The sequence below is a fragment of the Virgibacillus proomii genome (assembly GCF_018916875.1).
GTDB lineage: Bacteria > Bacillota > Bacilli > Bacillales > Amphibacillaceae > Virgibacillus > Virgibacillus proomii_B.
In genome coordinates this window covers 480202-504861 of sequence record NZ_JAHLNO010000019.1, presented here as the reverse complement: position 1 = coordinate 504861, position 24660 = coordinate 480202, and the positions used below count along the sequence as shown (strand labels likewise).

At 35.3% G+C, this 24660-nt stretch carries 15 protein-coding genes and 5 pseudogenes; 3 read left to right on the top strand and 17 right to left on the bottom strand.

The features are described from left to right. Positions 1-328: 328 nt before the first annotated feature. Positions 329-463 (top strand): hypothetical protein, encoded by a 135-nt coding sequence (locus KQI21_RS16425; RefSeq protein WP_301281744.1) that lies wholly within the window; start codon positions 329-331, stop codon positions 461-463. A gap of 282 nt (positions 464-745) precedes the next feature. Here KQI21_RS16425 and KQI21_RS09665 read toward each other — a convergent pair. The 4 genes and pseudogenes from KQI21_RS09665 to KQI21_RS09650 form a co-directional block, all read right to left on the bottom strand. Further along, a pseudogene (locus KQI21_RS09665) lies at positions 746-2406 on the bottom strand (acyl-CoA dehydrogenase family protein). Positions 2407-2934: 528 nt separating this feature from the next. Continuing rightward, positions 2935-3339, bottom strand: a complete 405-nt coding sequence (locus tag KQI21_RS09660) for a MerR family transcriptional regulator (RefSeq protein WP_216483975.1) — start codon at positions 3337-3339, stop codon at positions 2935-2937. A gap of 747 nt (positions 3340-4086) precedes the next feature. Beyond that, entirely contained in the window at positions 4087-4611 is a 525-nt protein-coding gene (locus tag KQI21_RS09655) for a hypothetical protein (RefSeq protein WP_216483974.1), read from the bottom strand. A gap of 355 nt (positions 4612-4966) precedes the next feature. Continuing rightward, on the bottom strand, positions 4967-5170 hold the full coding sequence (locus KQI21_RS09650; RefSeq protein ID WP_216483973.1) for a hypothetical protein: 204 nt from the start codon (positions 5168-5170) through the stop codon (positions 4967-4969). A gap of 945 nt (positions 5171-6115) precedes the next feature. Here KQI21_RS09650 and KQI21_RS09645 point away from each other — a divergent pair. Beyond that, the gene (locus tag KQI21_RS09645) at positions 6116-6745 is read left to right on the top strand and encodes a class I SAM-dependent methyltransferase (protein WP_216483972.1); all 630 of its coding nucleotides are present in this window, start codon (positions 6116-6118) and stop codon (positions 6743-6745) included. 112 nt (positions 6746-6857) lie between these two features. Here KQI21_RS09645 and KQI21_RS16145 read toward each other — a convergent pair. The 4 genes and pseudogenes from KQI21_RS16145 to ytvI form a co-directional block, all read right to left on the bottom strand. Further along, a pseudogene (locus tag KQI21_RS16145) lies at positions 6858-6959 on the bottom strand (GNAT family N-acetyltransferase); the annotation flags it as partial. 989 nt (positions 6960-7948) lie between these two features. Continuing rightward, complete coding sequence (locus KQI21_RS09640; protein ID WP_216483971.1) at positions 7949-8179, bottom strand: type I CRISPR-associated protein Cas7; 231 nt, start codon at positions 8177-8179, stop codon at positions 7949-7951. A 26-nt stretch (positions 8180-8205) separates the two neighbouring features. Next, a complete protein-coding gene (locus tag KQI21_RS09635) occupies positions 8206-8439 on the bottom strand; it encodes a type I CRISPR-associated protein Cas7 (RefSeq protein WP_216483970.1) in 234 nt (77 codons plus the stop codon). A 152-nt stretch (positions 8440-8591) separates the two neighbouring features. After that, positions 8592-9710, bottom strand: a complete 1119-nt coding sequence (gene ytvI / locus KQI21_RS09630) for a sporulation integral membrane protein YtvI (protein ID WP_216483969.1) — start codon at positions 9708-9710, stop codon at positions 8592-8594. A gap of 1197 nt (positions 9711-10907) precedes the next feature. Here ytvI and KQI21_RS09625 point away from each other — a divergent pair. Beyond that, a pseudogene (locus KQI21_RS09625) lies at positions 10908-11358 on the top strand (DDE-type integrase/transposase/recombinase); the annotation flags it as partial. Between the two features lie 461 nt (positions 11359-11819). Here KQI21_RS09625 and KQI21_RS09620 read toward each other — a convergent pair. The 9 genes and pseudogenes from KQI21_RS09620 to KQI21_RS09580 all read right to left on the bottom strand — a co-directional run bounded on the left by KQI21_RS09620 (position 11820) and on the right by KQI21_RS09580 (position 24295). Next, entirely contained in the window at positions 11820-12071 is a 252-nt protein-coding gene (locus KQI21_RS09620; protein WP_216483967.1) for a hypothetical protein, read from the bottom strand. Positions 12072-13129: 1058 nt separating this feature from the next. Next, entirely contained in the window at positions 13130-13465 is a 336-nt protein-coding gene (locus KQI21_RS16815) for a YxiJ family protein (RefSeq protein ID WP_216484300.1), read from the bottom strand. 601 nt (positions 13466-14066) lie between these two features. Beyond that, on the bottom strand, positions 14067-14633 hold the full coding sequence (locus KQI21_RS09610) for a hypothetical protein (protein ID WP_216483966.1): 567 nt from the start codon (positions 14631-14633) through the stop codon (positions 14067-14069). Between the two features lie 25 nt (positions 14634-14658). Next, positions 14659-15361, bottom strand: a pseudogene (locus KQI21_RS09605) (RHS repeat domain-containing protein); the annotation flags it as partial. 152 nt (positions 15362-15513) lie between these two features. Then, positions 15514-15856 (bottom strand): annotated as a pseudogene (locus tag KQI21_RS16810) (YxiJ family protein). Between the two features lie 321 nt (positions 15857-16177). Next, the gene (locus KQI21_RS17065; RefSeq protein WP_444972192.1) at positions 16178-16588 is read right to left on the bottom strand and encodes a WapI family immunity protein; all 411 of its coding nucleotides are present in this window, start codon (positions 16586-16588) and stop codon (positions 16178-16180) included. A 248-nt stretch (positions 16589-16836) separates the two neighbouring features. Further along, on the bottom strand, positions 16837-17235 hold the full coding sequence (locus KQI21_RS09590) for a hypothetical protein (RefSeq protein WP_216483963.1): 399 nt from the start codon (positions 17233-17235) through the stop codon (positions 16837-16839). Positions 17236-17249: 14 nt separating this feature from the next. After that, positions 17250-17645, bottom strand: a complete 396-nt coding sequence (locus tag KQI21_RS09585; RefSeq protein ID WP_216483962.1) for a hypothetical protein — start codon at positions 17643-17645, stop codon at positions 17250-17252. 14 nt (positions 17646-17659) lie between these two features. Beyond that, on the bottom strand, positions 17660-24295 hold the full coding sequence (locus KQI21_RS09580; RefSeq protein ID WP_216483961.1) for a DNRLRE domain-containing protein: 6636 nt from the start codon (positions 24293-24295) through the stop codon (positions 17660-17662). Positions 24296-24660: the final 365 nt, after the last annotated feature.

The following is a 24660-nucleotide window of genomic DNA, read 5'->3' as shown; positions in this document are numbered from 1 at the left end:
ATTGGCTGCTTTTGATCATCTGTTTCATGTTATAATAAAGTTATTCTGTAGGGGACTTTCTTTCACTCCCTACAGATAAAAGCGTTCAGGATGCCAATGAATGTAAACAGTATTTTCCATCCATTTTTCTATGTTAAGATGTTTTACGGTCAATATCATGGAAAAAATGGAGCTATCTTGTGATACTGATTCAAGTGATATTCTATCTGTTGATTTGAATTCCTCAGGCTGTTTGATACAACAGCTTCTTAGTATAAGCACAAGATATGAAGTTTTTTCCAGCACCTTATAGTCGATAATCGGATTCTTGTTAAAAGGAGTAATTGAAATGAAAGTAAAAATGAATGTCCAAACTGCCTATCATGGTGACCTACTGCGTGCCGGAAAAGTATATGAAGTGGACGAAGAAACAGCAAAACGTTGGATTGCAAGTAAGCTAGCTGAAAAAGTAGAAGAAGAATAAAAAATTTTATAAAGTGAAACTTCATTTCTTGGAGCTTTTACCAAGAAATGTTAGTACCACAAGGGTATGACCTAAAGGCCCTTGAACGAATCGGGCATTTAGGTGCCGTTTTCTTCAATTTTAACTTCCCCGAATTCTCGTAAGTTGTAATTTTACGGTACCTTACATGCGGGATAACGTGAAGCTGCCATCTATGGGGCTTTATATCCCCCATAGACGGTTATGTTTTATTTAATTATAGCAGCTTGATAAAATCATCCGAAAATACTGGTAAATTTTATTCTAATATTCTACGATCTTGGAAAAGTGCTTTAATGGAGCTGGCTGATCATTTATCCCCTTATCATTCCAGCTATGATGGAAAAATACTTCAGCGACAGCAACCTGTCTTTCTTCATGTGTAACCGTTTCCTCAACTGCTATGACACTTGTCAAAATCCGCGTCATTTTATCACTGAGACGTTTACTATAATATGTTTGTAAATCTGGGTTTAACACTTTCCATTGATTAATTTCCGTTTTTAATTGATCTATTCCTTGCTTGACGAAATGAATTATTTTTTCATCTAATGGTGACTCTTTTTTTGCTGTTTGCAGGCGTTTTGTCATGTCATTTATAAATAATTCTTCTGCTTGATACTTACTGATCAGCCGAATGACTTCTAGTCCAAGTATGTTTGCTGTCCCCTCCCAAACGGTTAAAACTTGAGCATCCCTCAGCAGACGCGGGGTAACAAAATCTTCAATATATCCATTTCCGCCATGCATTTCAATTGCATCATGTGCAAAATGGATCGCTTGTTCGGCTGTTTCCTTCTTCATGATGGCGACATAAAGACGAAATAAAATTTGTTCTTTGAACGAAGCTCGTTGTTTACCTCCCATTACCTTATCCATTAATTTAATAACCATAAACATGGTGCTTAAGCCAATCTCTTGTATTGCTCCCATCGTACTGAGTGTTTCACGAACCATTGGGAAATCAGTAAGCTGCTTGCCAAAAGCCTTTCTATTATTTGCATATGCTTTTGCCTCCGTATAGGCACGACGCATAATTCCCATAGAGGCAACAGCGTTTGCAACACGCGATAGATTTAACGCTTCTATCATATAGGAAAATCCTTGATGCAATTCACCAACTAAATAACCTTTTGCCTGAAAAATTCAACCTCTACTGATGGCACAGCACGTACCCCTAATTTATCTTTTAAACGACGTATACGCAGCTTACCGTTTACTCTGTTTTCCTCCCAGGGGACAGCAAATAAGCTGAGCCCCTTTGTTCCAGGAGCTCCTCCTGCTGTCCTTGCCAACACCATAGCTACGCCACAAGTACCAGCATTACTAGCAAAATACTTTTCTCCCGTTAATTGATAATAGCTGCCCGCGAGTTCTGCTTTTACCTCATTCGCACCAACATCAGATCCCCCTTGCCGTTCCGTTAAAAATGTCGCTCCTTCATATAATTCGTCTTCTCCCGTTGCGAGTACATGTGGAAGGAATCGCTGTTTAATTGCTTCCGTTGCATATCGATCAAGTAAATAAGCAGTTGCCTTCGTTAAGGTTACTGGACAATAAAAACCAGCTTCAGCCTGTGATAGCAGATAACCTTGCGTAAAAGCATATACATAATTTCCTTTATGTCCTAATTCCGGTATATCCTTATGAATATAGCCGACAATTCCTGTATCATATGTTTCCTGAACTGTTTTTTGATACCCCTCATTTACCCATACTTTAGATATCTCATTTCCAAATTTATCATACTTAATAAGTCGAGGTTCTCCGTCTCTATCCGTATGAACTGCTCGTTCACTAATTGCACCGGCACAATGTGCTCCAAAATCATCCAATTGCTTATTCGCCCACGTAAAAAAATCTGGTGGCAAATAACGTTTGACTAATCGTTGCAGTTGTTGATCTTCTAAATAAAAATTATTCACGTATTAACCTTTCCTCTCTCTGATTATTTGCGTAGTTGATTTTTTAATAGTTTTCCAGCTGCATTTATAGGAAGCGCTTCCATTACTTTGTACAGTTTAGAAATTTTATAACTTGCTAAGTAGTTCTTCAAAGGAATACCGACCTTCTACAGGTTTACCAATTTTAATACAAATTAATAAACCCCTATTTTACAGCTTCCTTACCTGAGGAAAAACAAGCTCATGTGTGCTAAAAGCTTTTGCATCACAATGCTTTACAATTATAGGAAGCTTATTGTTAAACCATCTTTGCATTAATCGCAACAATGATTCCTCCTAAACATTGATCAGCAAATAACGTGATGAGAAACTCTTTGATATTTGACATGTGTTAAAACAACTTCATCCTCCAACTAATTCCTAATGCCGATAAACTACTTGTTAATCGGTGAACTTCTGTATCCCATTCCAAATAGGTTAATCTTTTTTGTGCAGTGATAATAGCTTCAGATTTGAAGCTTCCTTGCCTGATGAGCAAGTAAATTTGAACTATTTAATACCATTTCCCTCTAGTTCTGCTAGCTTTTTTTGAAAAGTAATGATATATTTTTCCATTTCCGCACGAACTTCTTCTAATTCGTTTATTCTTTCTGCTACTTCTTCAACCTTTCTATATCCATATTCGATCGTTCTTTTCAACTGTTGCTTGCCAGTTGGGTCTTCATCAAACAGACGAATCATTTCCCTAATTTCTTCTAATGAAAAGCCAAATTTTTTACCGCGAAAGATAAGCTGCAGTTGTGCTATTTCTTTTTTAGTAAAAACCCGTTGCCCGCCATTTGTTCTCCTAGGCTGTAAGATGCCAATTTCCTCATAATAACGAATCGTTCTTGTAGTGACTCCAAAACGTTCTGCTATTTCTTGAATCGCAAATGTAATCTCTGTTTTTCTCATGGCATCCTCCTGATTAAATTTTCTGGCAATTATAGTTTACCATTTACGTTAACGTAAAGTTCAATCTTTTTATCCCGCATATAACTGGCAGTAAGACCTGCCCTTCCATGCTGCGAGGTGAAACCTAGGAGGATAGGCGTACGATCAACTGTAAGTCAAACGCCCGATTCTGTTCATTCTGTAATTTACATAAGATTCTGGACATTTTTTGATTTTTTTGTTTAATATCATTTTTAGAAATTTAATATACCCTTTATAGAATTTATATGTCCTTTAAATTCCATACGCAAGCGGACCATATCTGCCATCCGATTCTACAAAATTTACCGGTTACGTATGCCCTGTTACGTTAATATATCGTCATCATCAACGGGATCCAGATCTAATAATAAGAAAACACCATGTTGGTGATAGTATCTTGCCATTAAATAATAAAGACCGGTTTTCCTCATCCTATTGATAGCCTAATAACGGAATAAATTTTCCATCACCATCCAATTCTAACGGATACCCAAGCTGTTATATTCTTAGTTAGCAACGATATTTCCTAGTATCACATCGCCACGCAAGTTGTAATGATAACAATAGGTATCCGATACTTCATTCCCGTTGTGCTTGTTCACCAAACTAATTAAATACGAATTCTCCATCGGAAAACATATGGGGATTATTTGACGCTTAGCTAAGAGAAAGGGTATTTATTTGAGCTATAACTTACCTGATTTATCTTTAGATAAACACTATTACTCACATATAGTTTGATCTTAGTATCTTTATATTTTCGTCTTTTTTACCTTTTACTTTTTTATCTTGTATAAGCTCTATAATGTCTTCATTCAAAGAAACCCAATCATAAAAATCATTAGTAATTAGCCTGCTAAATAAAGCGCTAATATCCCAAGACCTTTCAGCCCATATCCCCCAATTTGCAGATGAAGAAAACCAGATTACTTTTTCGGATTCTACGATAATTCCTTTTTCATCAAGTATATTTATATAATCATTTGCATTCATTGAGATGGGAATAGAAAATATTTTACACTTTCTTTTAGTTTTCCATAACCTTTTTTTAAATTGGGATATATCGGCTATTCGTATATTAGTATCTCCGTTCATCTTTGCCAAATACTGTAACTGCGGCCAAACCTCTTCATCCAGCATAAGATAGAAGTCATTAAATAAAATTTGACCTCTCTTTCTAAAAACCTTCATTGGGAAGCTTTTTTGTATATAAAACAACTCTTCAGCTTTTTCATTAATATCTCTTTCCATTATCCATGTCCTCTCATTTATTTTAATCTTATTTTCAGCGTTGATTTACCTTTTCCTTTTGGGAAGTATTCGGCAGTGGCTCCTCTTGACTTAGAGTATAAAATGTATATCTTTTCCTCATCACAGTGATACTGCATAGCGGGATGGGTTCTCTAATCCTATTCCGGTTCGCTTGGACTCTCCAGGATTACTCCATTATCATATTCGTAGCATCAGGAAGCGAAATCAATATTCTTATTCAATAATAATTAAACCTGTTCCGTCATAATCAAAGGTTATATATGATTTAGCGAGTTTAGTATTCACTATAGATTGTTGTGTTTTCGAGTTAAAGAAACATTCATCTAGTATTGGCTCAATTACCAGAAACAAATAATTGTTTATTTCTGCGGAAAGAAATAAAAACTTCGATTAAGCTCTCATTATGAAGCAAGCTATTTTTTTCAAAGTATGATTCTACATAGTATTCTTTTTTATTTATCTTTTTAACAGTTGATATTCTAACATTTCCTAATTCCTCCAAATCTTCTTTTTCACTTTTACTTAAAATTATTCCCATACAAATTTGCTTACACTCTATCATCACTAAAAAGTTACGGAAGTCATCTTTATTTTCGATATCACCATAAAATATTTGTTGAAAATGAACCAGAGAAAAATTATCCAGCCTGTCTATGTTAGTACTTCTTCACTACTTAACTTATCCATTTTAAGCATATTAACTACTCCTATTGTTTTCTATAAAATCATAACAGATAAAAAGAAAGCAAGATCTTCTAGATTAATAAATTTAGGAACTCTCTTTTTACGAAAATAGCAACCATTGATCAATCAACATTGGGGATAGATAAAAAAACTATTCCCTATTTACCAAAACTAAAAAATGAAACAGTGAGCAGAGAAAGTCAAGTACTGTTTCAATTTATAAGTTTTTAGTTAGAGCCAGTTCACTTTCGTTAAAAATTGCACTTTACCACTGTTTCAGAGATATTTTATGTAAAGGGAATAGCCCATATAAAAATTAGTTCAATTGTTTATGTATTACTAGGATGTATATTTTCGTTGGATTTACAAACCGAAATACGTATCATTCTACTGTTTAAAACAGTCCGCATCGCTCTATTCCCTCTCAACTTTCTTCATATTGACAAGCATGTTACATTACATTTTTTCACAAGGTTTTTTAATAACAATAGCTGCCATCATAAATTGAAACATCAATCAGTGGGGTTTTCTTCATCTCCCACTGATTGTTAGTTGAATGAATCGGGCTTTTACTGGCTGTTAATCCCCCACTTATAATTCTTGGCTTCTCCTCGAAATCTTGAAGTGGGGGTCTTAAAGCCAATTAACCTGCGATAATGGTTAATTTAATGCAATGCATAAAAGCTTCTATGGAAGGCACACCGTCCTCGTATATAAGATATCCCTATGCTAAAATTATTATATGAATCCGATTATAATTGAAAGATTTCAAATTCGTTCATACAACAAGAGGTGAAGCATGAACAATCGTTGGAATGAAATTATTTATAAACTTTGGTCACCTATTTACGATAAGTTCTTTAATACAGGAAAATTTCTTGCAGCCCGTAAGAGAATATTTCACGAAGAACCATTTTCCCATCATCAACAAATACTATTTATCGGGGTCGGAACTGGCGCAGATTTAGAGCTAGTCCAACATCAAGAATTAACAATTACCGCAATTGATTATTCAACCGAAATGCTTAACAAGGCGAAAGATAAATTCAAAGATTCTTCCATCCATTTTTTAAAGATGGATGCTCAGCATATGCAATTTCAAGACAATCAATTTGATGTAGTTGTAGGAAGTCTTATTTTATCAGTTGTCCCTGATGCCGATAAATGTTTGAAAGAAATGGTTCGAGTGGTCAAACCAGAGGGTAAAATTATTATTTTCGATAAATTTACACCTAAAGGCAAAGAGCTTTCTACATTTAAAAAAATCATCAGACCGTTCATTCAGTTATTAGGTACTGATATTGGTATTAACTTTGAAAAATTACAAGATACAAACAAAGAAACGCTACTTGTAAAAGAAGATACATCTATTATGTTGAATGGGATGTATCGGAAAATCGTGATTCAAAAACGAACCCTGAAAGCGTGATGTAATCGTTTTTCTTAAAAGTCATCCATTCCCCGCCATTCGCTAATCGTATGGCGGGGAACGGTTTCGCTTGCTTTCTTCATTATAGTCTCAAAGATGCCAGTTGTTCGCCTCAAGAAGCGAATTCAGTCTCTTTAAATCCAGCCTTTTGATAAACAAATTTCGCTACAAGATTTTCAGGATGATAACCAATCATCACGTATGAAATGTTTGCTTGTTCTATCGCAACTCTTCACTGCACAGCTTCTTCCCAATTACTTTTGTCAATAGGTTTTAATGTTAAATGATGCAAGTCTATACCACCTCTGTTTAAAATTCAAGGGGAACCACGCAGTTGATCGGCTAGTTAAACGCTATCCCCTCATCTATCCGCTCATATAATTTTACATCCTTTCTCATGAACAACACCTCCTTAAAAGTTGCCTGCTTACCTCTTGTGTAAAGCAAACAATGCCCAAGTAATTAACATCCGCACTGTAAACATAAGAACATAGAACTTGATCTTTGGCATTTGTTTCATACAAGACATTCAGGCTATCCCCGTCATAGATATCGTGCCTTTCACTTTCTTTTAGATTCTTCTGCCGTCGTCATCATATTTGTATTCTGAAAAAGGGTTACTTTCTCCTCTTTTCGTGACATCTACAAGCTGATCGGCTACATTCCACTGATACGTATACGTCCATCTTCTATTCGGTTCCCATTTTGATCATATTTGAGGGTTTCTTTTCCGTAGGCTGTTAGCGATTCTGTATATTGTAAGTAGATGTAACAGCTTCCGATTAATTTCTTCATCTGGTCATACGCAAATGTCTCTTTCTTTCCGTTATAGGAAAAAACCTCGTTACGCACCCTATGTAGGATGCGACTGTGAAAACATACCTTTCTCACCCTAATTTATGGATATTACTACAAATTTAACGGTCAAATATATTTATAAATACCATATTGGCATAATTATTCATATTTTCAGGTAATTACAGCTAAAAATATTGCGCGAACTCTCCAGGATTTTCATATCCGCTTCAGACTCGCGCAATTTTAAGCTTCTTTAGAAAGCAACATTATTCCAATTAAGCACAGTATATAATTAAATTTTAACAAAGGTTATAAAATGATAGATTAGGTGGTTAACACACTTTCTAAACATAGCCATCCCCAAAAAAGTAAATTTTATCCTTTTCAGTTAATGATTTTCCATCTTTACAACCCAACAACCTGATGTAACTTTATTCCTTCTATTTTTACATCCTCTATATTTACGTTGTAATCAGCTGCACTTCTCGGGACTTCAACATCTTCTTTTCTTTCAATCTGAATAGCTTTAAATAGCATATGAGAAGGAGCATTACCAAACTCACTTTCATGTTCAAACACATATAAACCTCGAGTAGCCATCTGCCCTCTTGACGCCGAACGATCTAAATCCCACATGTTAACAAGAGCTTCCTAAAATAATTCTAAATCTTTTCTGTCACACCTGTTTGTTTACCAAATGCATGAATATAATAACCTTGTGCCACATATAATCCATATGGAACATACGCTTTTCTACCAATTTGTCCATGTCTTGCCTCTACCTCATCTTCCTTTGCACTTTTTTGTGCATCGTCTGCATTTGTTAGAGCGACACGGGTAATAGTCATGTCATAAGGTGTAATCGGATCAATTGAACGAGCTAACGTAAGCTGCAAAGCACCTCTCACTTGACCTGCATTATACTTCTTACCTGACAACTGAAACGGAATGATACAGGTGTAAGAGATTCGAATGCCTGTATCATTCCCATGGTACTAATACCGCATCAAAGTCAAATAATCTAAATTTATATATACTACTATATCTTTCAGTTTGAGGCAATTTTTCCTGTCATAATATAGCTCCATAAATCATGGAAGACACCCACTTTCTGAAGTGTTGTCAGGACAACAAGGGATAGAATACCGATAAAGATTCCGACAACTCCGAATAACTTTAAACCCGCAAACAAAAATATCAGCAGCAGCAGCGGATTCAACCCGATACTAGAGCTGTATACCTTCGGTTCTAATGCATGCCGAGTGACAAGTATAATTGGCCACAGTATCAATAATCCAGTGCCTAATAAGTTATTCCCTTCGAAAAAAGCATATACTACCCAAGGAACGATAATCGCTGGTATGCCAACAACCGGAATAAGATCAACAATTCCCCCAATAATCGCAATTGTAAAGGCGTAAGGAGCACCAATAATAAGCAAGCCAATAAAAAATACAAACGCAGTAATACTCGATAAAATGAGATGCCCTTTTAAATAGCCAAAGACAGCATGCTGCAAATCACGGGCAACGGTACAGATTGAACTGCGAATCCGATTTGGTATAACAGATTTTAGTTTAGCCGCAATTGTGTTCCATTGTTTGCTAATAAAAAATGCAGCAACCGTAATGATAATGCTATTCAATGCAAGTTTAGGAAAAAACAGAAAGAAAGATTTTAAAAATGTAAACAAATAGGCGACAATGGTTGGCCCAGCACTTCCGATAGTACTAGTAATTTGGGATAAGGAAGACTCAACATCTAACGAGTCAAGTACCGTACTGATCTCCAAAAACAATTGTTGAAAAGAATCAGAGAGAAAATAATCGTTTAGCCAATTCATCCATACCGCCATTTTTTCTTGCAGTAGTTCTATAATATGGGAAGATTCAGAAATGATCTTTGTCGCAAAGACAAAAATGATCAAAGAGATAATTATTACAATGAAAAGCAGGGCTATCAAAACTGCTAATCCGCGTGGTAATCGGCCTTTCTTCTCAAGAAATCGAACCAATGGATTCATGATATATGCCAGCAGCCACGCTATAAGAAATGGATATATAATCGAAAATCCATAATAAAATAATGCGAAAATTGTTGCAATGATGAAGGCGATCCATAAAGCTCGAAAAATGCGATGAACTAGGATAGCGTTAAATATGCGCATGGCGTTCTTCCTTTCAAGGGTTACTTTTCTTGTAAACCGACTGTTCGATTTCATTGTAGTTAAACGTAAGCCAATGCCTACTTGTCCATTTACTATTCTTTTTTATCGTTCACTGCCTGTTTTAAGATATCTTTTAGCCCCATTTAGCAGGTATCCTTATTTTACGGCAATTCGGATAATGTTCATATGGCTTAAAATATCAGGGTACATGCTAAAACAAGTCAACACCTTCCATTTTATCATAAATTTAACAGAACTGAACATTGGCAAAGTAGGGGAACTTCTTCCGAGGCTACCCCCTTAGTGTGGAATGTTATCGAAAATCCTTTGATATCACAGTCATAGATGTAATTGTATCCTTCTCGATGTTCCATGTGATAATTTGTAAAGCACGTTTCGCCTCTCGATTTGGTCGATACCCACAAGACCAATGGAAGATATGGTCTTCGAATTTTGGCTCGAATACATTTACAACTGCTTGTTAGACGATATAGTCTTCCATATTAGGGATGCCTAACGGACGTTTCTTTCCGTTTTTTTCTTCGGAATGTATACTCTTCGAACAGGTGATGGTTTGTATTCTTTCTTTCGTAGTTTCTCTAAAAGGGCATCAAGGTTTTCTTTCTCTTTACACTCATAACTTTTGATGGTTACTTCGTCAATTCCCCCCGTCCCCACCTTTAGGCTTTAACTTTTAGCTCACGATTCTTTCCGTTTACGAGTTAAACAAGATTTGTCCATAAATACTATGCCATTTCATTTTCAACTCTTTATTCAAGCCTATTCCACACTTTTCACTGTGTACTTCCAGTTCGTTTTTACCAAAGTAACGTTTTATGTTTCCATTACACATCTTTACAGATGCAGATCCACAGGGTCGTTCCACTTCCGTTCAGAATCTGTTTGGTGGACAGGTTACACTCGACTAGACAAAAAAATTAAGATGAAGTAGACTAGACGGAACACAATAATATTCCAACGATGTAAAAGGAAATTAACCATACAAAGTGCCTTTACGCGGAGAGGGGGCATGATACCCTTTTTTTTTAAGAGCCAAGTGTTTTAGTACGTGGCTTCTTGGCGTATCACTCATGCCCACAGAGGCTCTGGGTCAAGGCCGGTGCAAGCAGTCATTTCAACCGTCTACGTTTACTTACTTATAAAAAAGGAGTGTAACCCATTATGACAAGAGCTAGAAGAACCTTCTCAACGGAATTCAAGTCACAAATGGTACAACCACTTCACGTTCTCGTAAGTGATTTGACGTATGTACGTGTAGCTGAAAAGTGGAACTATATCTGCTTATTTGTTGACCTTTTTAATCGTGAAATGATGGGATACAGTGCAGGAGCAAACAAAGATCATCAGTTAGTCATGAGAGCTTTAGCCAGTTTCCAGCAAACCTGCAAGAAGTCTCTATTTTTCACACAGATCGTGGCAAAGAGAATTCGATAACCAGATAATTGATGAAGCATTAGCAGCATTTCAAATCGAACGTTCTCTTAGCACAAAAGGATGTCCTTACGATAACGCTGTAGCGGAATCGACATTTAAATCATTCAAAACGGGAGTTTGTGAGTGATAAAAACTTCGATAGTTTAAACAATTAAAACTGAAGTTAGCTGATTATGTGCATATTTACAGATGGTCGTCAACCTATCCCGCGCCTCTGTAGTTCACTATTCGTTTGGATCTGCTTATCCGCCTACAGTCCTCTAGGGTTCCTGCATCTCCTTTAGACAACACCTCACAATGATGCCCTAGATTTGGCTTCTTGGGTTGTACCAGCACTCCCTCCTTCGAGACATGAATCTTCTGGGATTCGGGAGTCGTTTTTACATACGTAACGTACTCCAACCTTTAACAATTCATTTGTATAGCAAAGTTATACAAGGTGCGATTGCCCGTCCACATAAAAAGGGGTAGCAATGGCCACCCCTTTTTATTTAATTATGTAGCCACTAAAAGTTGTTACTTTCTCTTTCCAAAAACGCTCAGTCGTCTGGTCAACTTCCCGATCATAAACTTCATAGCTTTATCAGCAAGGAGAAAACTAAGGATGAGAAGATCATTGAAAAACGACTCTAATAAGGTGCTTTTGAATTTTTATTAATCTTCCTCAAATACCTCAGGTTCAGAAGTGATTGTAATTGTTCTTGTATCGATTTTTACTTTGAAGGCTACTTCCCAAGTAACATGTTTGAAGTCCACTTCAGTGTTATCAATAGTAAAATTTAGAACCATGGAGTTATCTGAGTCAACTACAACATAACTATTTTCATTTGAGTATACCTTATAATCAGGATGTGCTATAAGTGTCCAATTTGTTGCTAATTTATGTTCTATTGTTTCTATAATCATCACCCCATTTTATATCATACCAAGGACTTTGCATCTATTCAATTTAAATTCGTTCTATATAAATTTTTTATTAGCATTATAAAACTTTACCTCTCTTATGACTTCATGTAAGGGGGCCTAAATGTTGAAAATAAATTAATTCATAAGGAGCCTCCCTGATTACTTTCTTTACAAATAATAGCTTTTGTATTTACATCTTTAACAGTTAAATAAATATTAGCATGCTGCATCTCATGTTCACATGTTACTTCTGTTACTAACTTTCTGTCTGAACTCATCTTTTTTGTATGAACAAAATGGTTAACAAAATTCTGTTTATAAACATATTTTAAAGCTTTTCAATTGGGGTGATGTCCCACCTTTTTCTTCTGCTAGCCTTTCTGTAGCTTTCATCAAGACACGAAGAATTATTTCTTTTTTTCGTTTCACTTTCTATTTCAAAATATGTTTTGGGATTAAAAATCACTGGAACTTGAATAAACCTTCCATCTGAATGAATTTGAAAATCAGAAAAATCTTTTTTATTCGTTCTTCCTTCTGCAATTAGACGTGATCCCAGATTGTTTTTAAAGGCTTTAAAACCTCGTTCAAATAAATTTAAAACACATCTGGACTCGTTAAAAACCGTGAAAGTGTCAACATCTTTGTCTAAACATTCAATATAAAACTCCTTTAAAACAGGCAGTATTTCCTCCTTCAACTAAAATTATTAGGATTTCTTATCATTTTCTGGGTCTAGGTCTGAAATGTCGGCTTAAAGTATGTCCTTTTATTGACCTTTGCTCTTTCCTACTGAAGAGCACGAGAACAGCCCCGGATATTTTTTTAACAACTTTAGCCCTATATCTAGTTGAATTACCATTCCATTTCCTTACTTGAGAATGCTCTCTTTGAAGATCCATTTTTATTTAACTTTCCACCACTAATTCCAACCTTAACAATATTGTTTTTATTATAAGTGTCGACAATGATATAACCATACCAAATATAACTCTGGATAAAAGAAACCTGTAAATCTTAATCATTATAACTAAAAATTTGCAGATGATTTTACAGGATTATAGTTGTATTAATATTTGACGTGCTAACTCATGCCTTTCCAATTCTCTTTTAAAATCATTATATTTATTAATTTCTTTTTTCAAAAAAGAATAAAAAGGATGACTCTCAAAAAAATCCTTATTCAATAATCTTTTTTGGTATTTTGGTATTTTTTTACCTTCAATCGCGTAACTAACACTTCCTGCTATAATTAAACAAAAACCATTAAAATCCTCGATTAGTGATGTATCACTAGGAAGATTACTTAGTTCTTTTGCATACGTATCCTCAATTAAGTTTAAATCTTCATAAGGAAAGCCATTTTGTAGATCTAATTTTTTTAGACACTTTATTAAGTCTTGTTTCTTTTCAAAGAGGGCATATTGATTTAACTAATCCTTCCGCAAAAAATATTGCATAATTTAACACACATTGTGTACTCCTTGTAGATTTTCTTTCAACTCTTTTCCTCTCCAAACTGGTGTCATTAAATTCTCCCTTTGAGCAGGTACAGAAAGAGTGTTGCAGAAAATAGTCCACAACACTCTTTGAAATATACTTTTTAAATAATTCACTATCAGCCTAAGTAGCTAAAATTTTATATCTCTTGTTTAAGGAAGGTACGAACTACTTTGCACGTTACTTAAGTTCTCTTTTAAATCATTATAGAACTGTTGAAGGGAATTTCTAGTAGTCTGAACACTAAAATTATATGTTTCATTTTGTTTAAAATAATGTAACATTTTTTCTTTGTATAATTTTAAGAGTAAAAAGTTGTTCTACCGTTTCTAATATGAAATTTTTTGTTCTATTACTTAATAACAAGTCTAATTTATAAATAATATTTTGTTTGTAGTAACTGGTAATGTGGGACTTTTTCATTTTTTATTTTTGTTAATTAGCCGAATCTTGTTTCTTAATTTCCTTTTACCGCTTTAGACTTTCAATACAAACTCAGTCGTTTATTTTATAGTTATATAGTAACTTTAAAGTTTTTTCCTCTACTGTATCACAGTTCAACTTATTAACATCGTCTAAAAAGAAACTGGATTCTCCATCACATAATCCTTCAGAAGAAATTCGTGAAATTACTACTTCTTCAGTAGTTATATCTTTAACAAAACCAACAATGTCGTCTCCTTCATCCATGCATATAGAAACAATCAAATCTTTATTCTTTGCAGAAATGAACGTTTCCTTGAATAAATTTAAATCTTTCTTCGTTTGTTCTTCAAAAAGACTTTCATGTTTTTGTTGTTGAAGTGTATATAATAAAACTATTCTTTTTTCATACTCTCCATTAAAGTCAATTCTAAAAATATCGTCCAGTCTTCTAACTATATAACCATCACTTAATCCTTCCGGTGTTATATGTTTCATAATAAATTGCTCAGTGGATAAAGTATCTACGTATCCCACCGAACATTTTTCAGGCTCGTATTGATTTGAATAAATAGAAACTACTAAACCTCTTTCAATTGAACGTTTTAAAATTGAAATAAAATGTGCTGCTTGATTCATATAAACACTCCTTTCTTTTTCTTTGTTATTTTCTTTTTCTCTTATTAGGATTGCTTTTCCATTTTTTATTGTACTTTTTCTTTTCATTTGCTCTACCAGGTCTAGGCTTTGTATGTTTATTCCAATTGCTTTTCCGCTTATTTTTGGTATGTTCTTTAAAAAATCTATATGTTCTTTTGGCTCTCTTAAATGCTTTATAAGCTTTATATCCTCTATAAGCCGCAAAACCTGCATTAACAGCGACCCACGCCCATTCACCATCCGGATCTACCATCATTACCGGATTGTTATTCGCATACGTATACCCGTTTTGCGTTAGCATATCATCGTCATCACCAGGATCAGGGGTCTAGTGATAAGAAAACACCATGGGTTGGGTGGTAATATCTTGCCATTAAATAGTAAAGGCCTGTTTCTTCATCATAGTGATAGCCTGCATAGCGGAATACATTTTCCAGTGCAATCCGGTTTGCTTTGACTCCTGTGGGTTACCCCAGCTGTCATATTCGTAGCTTTCGACAACATTTCCTGATTGGTCGGTTAAAGCAATCACATCACCACGCGGATTGTAATGATAATAATAGGTATCCGATACTTCATTTCCGTTATGCTTGTTCAGTGCCAGTAATTAAACCGCCCGCACTGTAAACGTAAGAGCGCTGTACTTGATCTTTGGCATTTGTTTCATACAAGACATTCAGGCTGTCCCCCTCATAGATATAGTTGGTATAATTTTAGACAAATGATACATAACCAATAATAATTCCAAATGAATTATATAAAATATCTGTAATAGATATATACACCAAATATAACTCTGGAAAGAAACCTGCAAATCTTAATCAATTATAACTAAAAATTTGCAGGTGATTTTACAGTATTATAGTTGTATTAATATTTGACGTGCTAACTCATGCATTTCCAATTCTCTTTTTAAATCATTATATTTGTTTATTTCTTTTTTCAGAAAAGAATAATAGGGGTAACTCTCAAAAAAATCCTTATTCAATAATCTTTTATGGTATTTTTTTACCTTCAATCGCGTAACTGACACTTCCTGCTATAATTAAACAAAAGTCATTAAAGTCCTCGATTAGTGATGGATCACTAGGAAAATTACTTAGTTCTTTTGCATACGTATCCTCAATTAAGTTTAAATCTTCATAAGGAAAGCCATTTTGGAGATCTAACTTTTTTAGACACTTTATTAAGTCTTGTTTCATAATATCACCTTTAATTTTACTTATTTCCACTTGTTATTCCAATAAGTAACAATTTGTCCTCTTCGAGTATAGTAACCACCTTTTTCCATTTCTTTTATATTTAGATAGTTTCTAAATTACTTACTTTTCAAAAAGGGCATATTGTTTTAACTAATCCTTCCGCAAAAAATAACTCTTTTCCTCCCCAAACTGGTGTCATTAAATTCCCCCTTTGAGCAGGTACAGAAAGAGTGTTGCAGAAAATAGTCCACAACACTCTTTGAAATATACTTTTAAATAATTCACTATCAGCCTAAGTAGCTAGAATTTTATACCTCTTTTTTAAGGAAGGTACGGGCTACTTTGCACGTTACTTAAGTTCTCTTTTAAATCATTATAGAACTGTTGAAGGGAATTTCTAGTAGTCTGAACACTAATATTATATATTTCATTTTGTTTAAAAATAATGTTAAATTTATAACTATCATTTTTTCCTTGTATAATTTTAAGAGTAAAAAGTTGTTCTACCGTTTCTAATATGAATTTTTTTGTTCTATTACTTAATAACAAGTCTAATTTATAAATAATTTCATCGTATTCGGACTTAAGAAGCAACGGCGAATACAAATTGATAATTGGTTTATTGTTTATCGTTATTCGAAATATAGTAAATATAAAGGGGTCTTCTATATCCTCCTCATATTTTCTAGGAAACAATTCAAATTCTGTTGATTTATCCTTGATGATTGCCATGGTATTCCCCTCTTATCTTTTGCTCTATTTCACCTATATATGATTTTTTTTGCTTAAAACCTAAACTGGCTGCCTGAATCAAAAACATGGCACAAAAATTTCATCCTTAAATACGTAATGCCAAGGCAAGCACAACAGAATCTTAGAGGCGGGTCTGTCAGAATCGGAGATAATTCCTTTATAACCTTAAGTAAAAGCCTTATCAGACTCTATTCAACCGCCTTCAACAATAGTTGAAATTAATCCATTCAATTATAACAGTCAATAAATTTTTGAAGTTTCTTTTTAAAACTGATAAATTCATCTTTTTCAAATTGCATTTTTATACAAATTAATTCATCATAATCGATTTCGGAATAAATAAAATTCATTGTGAAATGTTTATTTTTTTTATTGGTAACAATCTCAAATCTTCCATCCAAAGAAACTAATTCTTCCACATTTGGGTCACTATCACATAAAGCAAGCCATTCTAAGTAAAATCTAAGATTTAATTCAATTTCTTTGATTTTCAGATAAAAGTTTTCCCCTTGTATGATTAACTCACTTATAAAATAAAAGCCCCCATCAAATTCATCGGATGGACTAGTTGTTAAATTTCTAAATTCCAATTGTATCGACTTATCTTTTATCGTAAAACTGTCCAAACTTACTCCCACCTTTAAAAAACAGAAAGAAATTCTTTTATTTCCATTTTTATTGAATTTATTAAAAAATAATCAGCTTTTTGTTCAAATTCTACAACATGCCGAATACATCCTATTTTACCGTTCAAAATTATACTAAAATAACTGCCTTTGTTTCGAATCATAATATTAGAAATGTAACAGTTATCTATTAAACTACATTCAATTATGACCCCTTTTAATACCTTTTCCAGATTTATAGAAAATTCTTGCAAATCATATTTTGTATAAGATACATTATTCAACATGAAATCTTTATTCAGCGAATTATATATAAGCTCACAGGTAAACGTAGTATTCTCGTCTTCTTTAAAATCTATCAGATTAGCTGAGAATTCATATGGATGAGTTGAAACTGAAAATAGTTTCAATATTAATGCCCTCCTTATCTCTTATATTTTTCGTAATGAAAGTGTCTTACTCGTTTTTTTCTTTTATTGTAAACAACCTTCAATCTATACTTTTTCCTGTTTTTATACATAATTGAATGGTAAGCACTATACCCCTTAGCACCGTCACGCGTCTTTTTCCCGTATACAACCGTAGTTGCTAAATGATGCCTTGGTACATATCTTTTTTTATTCGAAGCATGTTTAGCCGCAGTAGAATCATATTTAAGCCTCTTGGCTATTTTTCTGGTTTTTTTCATTTTATATACATTTCTTATGCTTCTATAAGCTCTATTGACAATTTTTAATTTTCGACCACCTATTGCCCCAAAAGCTGCTCCTCCAACAGTGGCACCAACTAACTTCCATCCTCTTTTTCCTTTTCTCTTAGCTGCTTTATAAGCAGAGACTCCCCCAATAACGCCTCCAACTGCAGCCCACGCCCATTCACCATCCGGATCTACCATCATTACCGGATTGTTATTCGCATACGTATACCCGTTTTGCGTTAGCATATCATCATCATCACCAGGATCAGGGTCTAGTGATAAGAAAACACCGTGGGTTGGGTGATAGTATCTTGCCATTAAATAATAGAGGCCTGTTTCTTCATCATAGTGATAGCCTGCATAGCGGAATGGATTCTCCAGTGCAATCCCGGTTCGTTTTGACTCCAATGGGTTACCCCAGCTGTCATATTCGTAGCTTGCAACAACATTTCCTGATTGGTCGGTTAAAGCAATCACATCACCACGCGGGTTGTAATGGTAGTAATAGGTATCCGATACTTTATTACCGTTATGTTTGTTCAGTGCCAGTAATTGACCTTCCGCACTGTAAACATAAGAGCGCTGTACTTGATCTTTGGCATTTGTTTCATACAAGACATTTAGGCTGTCGCCGTCATAGATGTAGTTGGTGATGGCACCTTTTACTTTCTTTTGGATTCTTCTGCCGTCGTCATCATATTTATATTCTGCAAACGGAGTACTTTCTCCTTTTTTCGTGACAGCTACGAGTTGATCGGCAGCATTCCACTTATACGTATACGTACCATCTTCTATTCGGTTCCCATTTTGATCATATTTGATGGTTTCTTTCCCATAGGCTGTTAGCTGATTTTGTATATTGTAAGTGGATGTAACAGCTTCCTTGTTGCCCATCTTTTGATAGATTCGATTGCCAAATCCATCATACTTATATTCGTTGACGGAGCCATCCTTCTTTGTCTCCCGGACTAATTGATCCATCTGGTCATACGCGAATGTCTCTTTCTTTCCGTTACGGGAAAGAACCTCGGTACGATTACCGTTTGCATCATAGGTGTAGATTTCATCGATAATGGTTGTTATTTCTCCGGTAGATTCCGCTTTGTTTGTTGACATGGAAACAACTTGTCCAACTCGATCATATACATAGGTAGTTCCAACACCATTGGCTGGTGAATAGGTTGTGACATTACCTAACTCATCATAATCCAATCGGAATGTACGATGGTTGTTTTTAACGACGGTGTTTTGTTCTAATTTATTATACGCATAACTGGTCGTTTGTTCTGTTCCACCATGTGAAAATTTCGTTGATTCCAGCTTATCGGAATCATTTGGGTATTTCCAGGTTACCGTTCCGATGGTATCATTATTTTTCTTCATGACTTGACTGGTCATGCGGTTTTTCGCATCAAATACTTGTTCTTTTTTCAGCTGGTTGAGTTTATCAACAATGACTGTTTCATTATCATTTTTATCTTTGACAAATTCAAATGCAAGGTCATTATTATAATAGATTTTATCGATGCGATCTGCCTGATCATACGTATTTTTAATGACTTGTCCATTCGGTAAAATTGTTTCTACTAAATTATCATTGTCATCATACGCATAACTGGTCTTATGATGCAATGGATCGACGACTGATGTGACTTTATTATCTTCATCATATGCGTAAGAAAATATTTGCTTTTTCTCACTGGCACCAATGGTTTTCTTTGTATTGTTTCCATTTTTATCATAATCATAAGAAACCGTGGTCGCATTTGGCAGGTCTACCTTTTTCAACTCATCATTGGCATCATACGTATAGGTTTTCTTATGGCCTTTCGCATCAGTTTCTTGGATAAGATTTCCTACTTCATCGTATTTACTCTGTGTTTTACGATTTAAGACATCTGTTACTGTTTCTGCATAGTTTTTCTTCTCATCATACACTGTCGAAGAAAGGATATTTCCTTCAATCAACCGAATCGAATCAAACCATACTGTCCCAGCATTATTTCCTTTAAACGTCGGGGAAATTTCAACAGATTGTACAGCCTTTGTAGGATGGATATAGACAGCTGCACGGTTCCACTCCTGTGTGCCGAGAGGAAACATGGCTTGTTTGTCTTCTGACGTTCCATCGGCATATAAAACTTTTACCCAAATGGCGTAATCTTTGTTGGGTGCATTTTCTGCCTTGTTTGTTACTTTACTGCTTCTTGACATTGCTGTAACCGTGAATGGCTTCGGTGAATCGCTGGCTTGATGGATATGAAATACTTGTTTATATTGTATTCCATCTTGAGCGGCCGTTCTAGCCATTTTAAGGGATGCTTTTCCATCATAAGCATTGGTTTGATCGATCGTTGCTGTTCCAGTCGTTTTCGCCCAATTGGTTAAACCATTCTCAAACCCGCTGTTTACGATCGGATTATATGATGACGACACATCTGCTTTCTCTAATTGGATGCGATCAAACCATGCTTCACCAGATGTCGTCGAATGGTTATGGTCAATCTCTAAATATAACCTGACTTTATTTACATTCGATGCTGTCTTAAAAGTTACCTGTCGTTTCGTCCACGGTTGTGTACCCTTTAGTGCAGAGTATCTGTTATCATTCCACTGAATTCGAGTATTGTCATTTAATTGTTGCACGTTTAAAAAAGCTTTGGCATTTTTAAGATTCCGTGTTTTTATATCTGCACTGAACGTATATGTTTGATTAGGCTCAACCGGGATGTCCTGCGTAATGGCTGCATATCCCAATTCGTTGCCTTTTGTTGTAGAATTGGACGTTAGCTTGACTGCTCGTTTTCCGCCGAGCGCTTGATATTCTTTTTCCGGAAGTGTCACAACGGATGCTGTGCCGCTATCTTTAGACAGCCTAACTGTCCAATTATTATGATTTCCTTCAAAACTTGAATTTGAAATCAAATTATTGGTTGCAGACAACGCTGCACTGGATTGAATTTCATTTCCATATTGGTCGTATGATGATACAGAAGATACATTTCCTGCCTCATCCGTTTCCGAAATCGGATTCAGTCCATCATAGGCAACGGTTGTTTTTTCTCCTTCTGTATCTACAAATTCGGTTACATCATTATTTTTATTGTATTGGTAGGTTTCTTTTCCATAACTGTCTGTTGCCGTTAACACATTTCCATTTTTATCATACGTATATGCTTCTGTAGCTGTTTTGCCGATATCTTTTGGATCCCATGCTTTAACGAGATTATTTCCTTCATATTCGTATCTGGATTCCAAGTTGTCATTAGGGCCCGCTTTCCCTGGTGCATAGGCGTCGATCTGTTTGACAGGATTAGCCTGTGCATTATACTGATAGAACGTTTTATTCCCTCTTGGATAAGTGACAATAAGTGTTCGTTTAGGCAAATCATACGTAAAGGTTGTCGTCTTTCCTTTCGGGTTCGTTATCTTGTGAACGCGTTGTTCGGAAGCGTCATACTCGTATATTGTTTGTACCGGCTTTTCCTTTGTACTTATTGGATCAACCAACTTTGATAATTGTTTGTTTCCATTGTATGCATAGGTTGTCGTTTCTTTATTAGCATTCGTGACAGAGATTAATAGATCATTTTGATACGAAAAAGTAGTCGTTCTCCCTTTAGGATCGCTGATTTTAGATACCAATCCGTCGGTATATTCCAATTTCAACTTTCTTCCTGATGTGTCTGTTATCGCAGTTAATTGATTGTTAGTATACGTATAGGTCGTTTTATTGCTTGCTTTTTGCGCATCACGAATCTCTTTAATTCTGCCGGTTGTTTTATCAAAATATATTTTCGTTTGATCTTTATCTGTGATTATATAGTCCGTCTTTGTTTCTTCCAGTTCCAAATAGACACCGGTTGGAGCTTCAAATTTTCCATCCGATTTCTTTAAAAAGTTGTGAATCGTGCCATCTTCATCCGTAAATTTCACATAGGATTCTTCTGATTTTACATTCATTTCCGCATCGCTATGCCAGCTATATCCAAAGATCCCTTTGTTGGCGGATAGGCTATTATACGTTCTGCCAATACTTAGCCCTGGTCCACGCCCACCAATTTCGTAATCTGTCTCATCGATAATTAAATTTCCTGTAGCAGCATTGACGGTGCCATTTGGTACATCGATTCCCGTCCAATAGTCTTCCATTCCCAAGAAATCTTCAGCACTTGGAATCGTCGGTGTAAACGCTCCTGACCAGTTACTTTCTGCATGACCAGTTTTACTGTAAGCTTTAACCCGAAACCAGTAATTTTTACGGTTAGGATAAGCTCCCTTGGAATTTCGGTAAACCGGTGACGGATCAACTGCAAGCTCAGCTCCTCCGCCTTTCACGTTTAATTTATATTCTCCTGCAGCAATTTGTGCCTTTGTTGGCCATAATCCTTTGTTTTGGGTTGACCACGATAAGGTGTCCTTTCCAACCGTGGCGACTTCCTGATACTCTTTTCCGTTGTATAGCCCAATTTTGTAACCGTCTGCTCCATCAACAGGTTCCCAATTCAATTTGACATAACCTGACTTCTCATTCATTGTATTTGCATAAGGACGCCCAGCTGGAGCTTTAGGAACTTCCATCGGCATATAACTTCTTGTAGCGGCTGATTGTGGACTATCCCCACCCGGATATACAGCTACAATTCTAACCCAATAGTTGCGAGCGTTCGGATAAGTTCCTCCATCCGCTGCAGCATTCTTGTAAACTGGATTTGGATTAAACGCCAATTCAGTGCCAGTTTTATTTGTCTTTAATGCATACGCTCCGTTAGCAATCTGAGCTTTCGTAGGCCATATTTTCTTCCCTTTTGTCGACCAGTTCGTCACATTCCCGACATGAAAAGCTTGATAATTCTTGCCATTAAATAGTAATACTTTGTATCCTGTAGCTCCGGGAACTTTATTCCAATTTATATTTAAATGCCCGGTGCCAGTTCCTGTTCCGTTTGATACTGCAGTAACTTTAGGAGCAGGCGGAGCTTCATAATGATACGTAACGGACAAGTACGGTTTTAGTGTCGAATTATCGGAAGAAACAATCTTTTTCCAATGGGTCTTTCCATTTCCATTCGCATGAAGCTTAAAACCATAATTTGTTTTTTTCCCGGACGCCCATGCTTTTACAGTATGTAATACATTAAATCGTACCCATTCATCTCTCCCTGCATTCACATTTCCGATATTTTTAGAACCAGGTTTATTATTCCATGTCAAAGACGAACTAGACCAATTGCCTGTGACTTCATCTAGCCATAGACCATTCTTCTTGGAACCGTAGTAAGCATGAGTAACATATACATTCAATGTAGCGGAATCGATTACTGCTTTGTTAATCTTTGAAATATTCTGTTTTAAAAAAGCATAATTTGTGCCGGTCGTACCATCATATTTACCGATTTTCAATACATATTGTTTTTGACTGGCATCCCATTTCTTTGTCGCTGTTCCATAATTTGTCTTTGGATAAGCGCTCATCACAAACGCATCCGAATTAGTAGTTATTGATGTAGTTGGATCAATATAGACGGGATAGACTCGGCCAGGATCTTTTAACCACTCTTCATCCGCCGTAACCGTCAGGAGATATCCATCTTCCGTCTTTTCTAGATCATAAGTGACATTATCGGAACGTGCTGTTTCCGAAGACAATTCATCGATATTAGAATCGGTCATAAACGGTTCAGGAAGTACGAAAGCCGGCTCGTCTCCTTTTTCCTTATAAAAAGCAATAGAACCATCTGACAACACTTCACCGTTTAATTCCGTTTTTAAGTGAAACGTAAATGTATTGATTCCCGTATAAGAATGTAGAATAATATCCTCTTTGACATTTTCATTAAAGGTCATATTTCGTAAATCAATATCAGGAAAAATCTCTTTATGCGTAATACTATTTTCATCAAAAACAGGATTTACATCGGTTACTTTTACCTTTTGATCTTTCCCCGATGCTTCCAGGATAGAAAAGGTAATCGACGCATTGTCCCGTTCAAAAACGGCATATTCTCCATTTTTCATTTCTTCATAGAACGTAGAAGCCAATAACGTATTCTCTGTTTCAATTACTTTTTCATTTCCAAGTGTTGTCTCTAATAGGTCAGTAGATACTTCCGTTAATGCCCCATTTTCCTCAATATGGACAGGATCAAAATAAATATTCTTGGTAAATGTCCCGTCTCCGTTATCAAAGACTTTTGAATTCTCTGTTCTTTCTTCAACTATCTCTGTTTCTGGTGCAGGACTTTCCATCTCTTCAACATTTTGATTATGATCCTCAATATTTGTTCTTTCCTCCGCTGTGTCTTTTTGCTCACTTGTGTTATTTTCATTTGCAAAAACGTCAAGTGGTACAGATGTGAACACTAACAGAAATGATAGAAGCCAAATGAAGGATCTCTTTAGTACTATCTTCCTAATTTTTTTCACCTCTTTTTCATATTGTTATTAGAAAAACTTGGCTTGTCGCCAAGTCTTTAGCGGAAGCTTTAGTTTTTCTTATACTATAAACCCTAAAATTTTATAGTTCTTATAGTACATAAAATTTACAAATGCAACGTTATTGTAACATCATTTTCCAGAAAATAATAGTCTCTTTTTTCATTTTTTTCGATACTGTGAAATCCTTGTGTTAACAGGCTTCAGAACCAATGAATACATAGATATAGAAAACGATTTGGCCAGTGAATATGAAAAAATGTATTGGTATAGCCATTTTAGTTATATAGTCC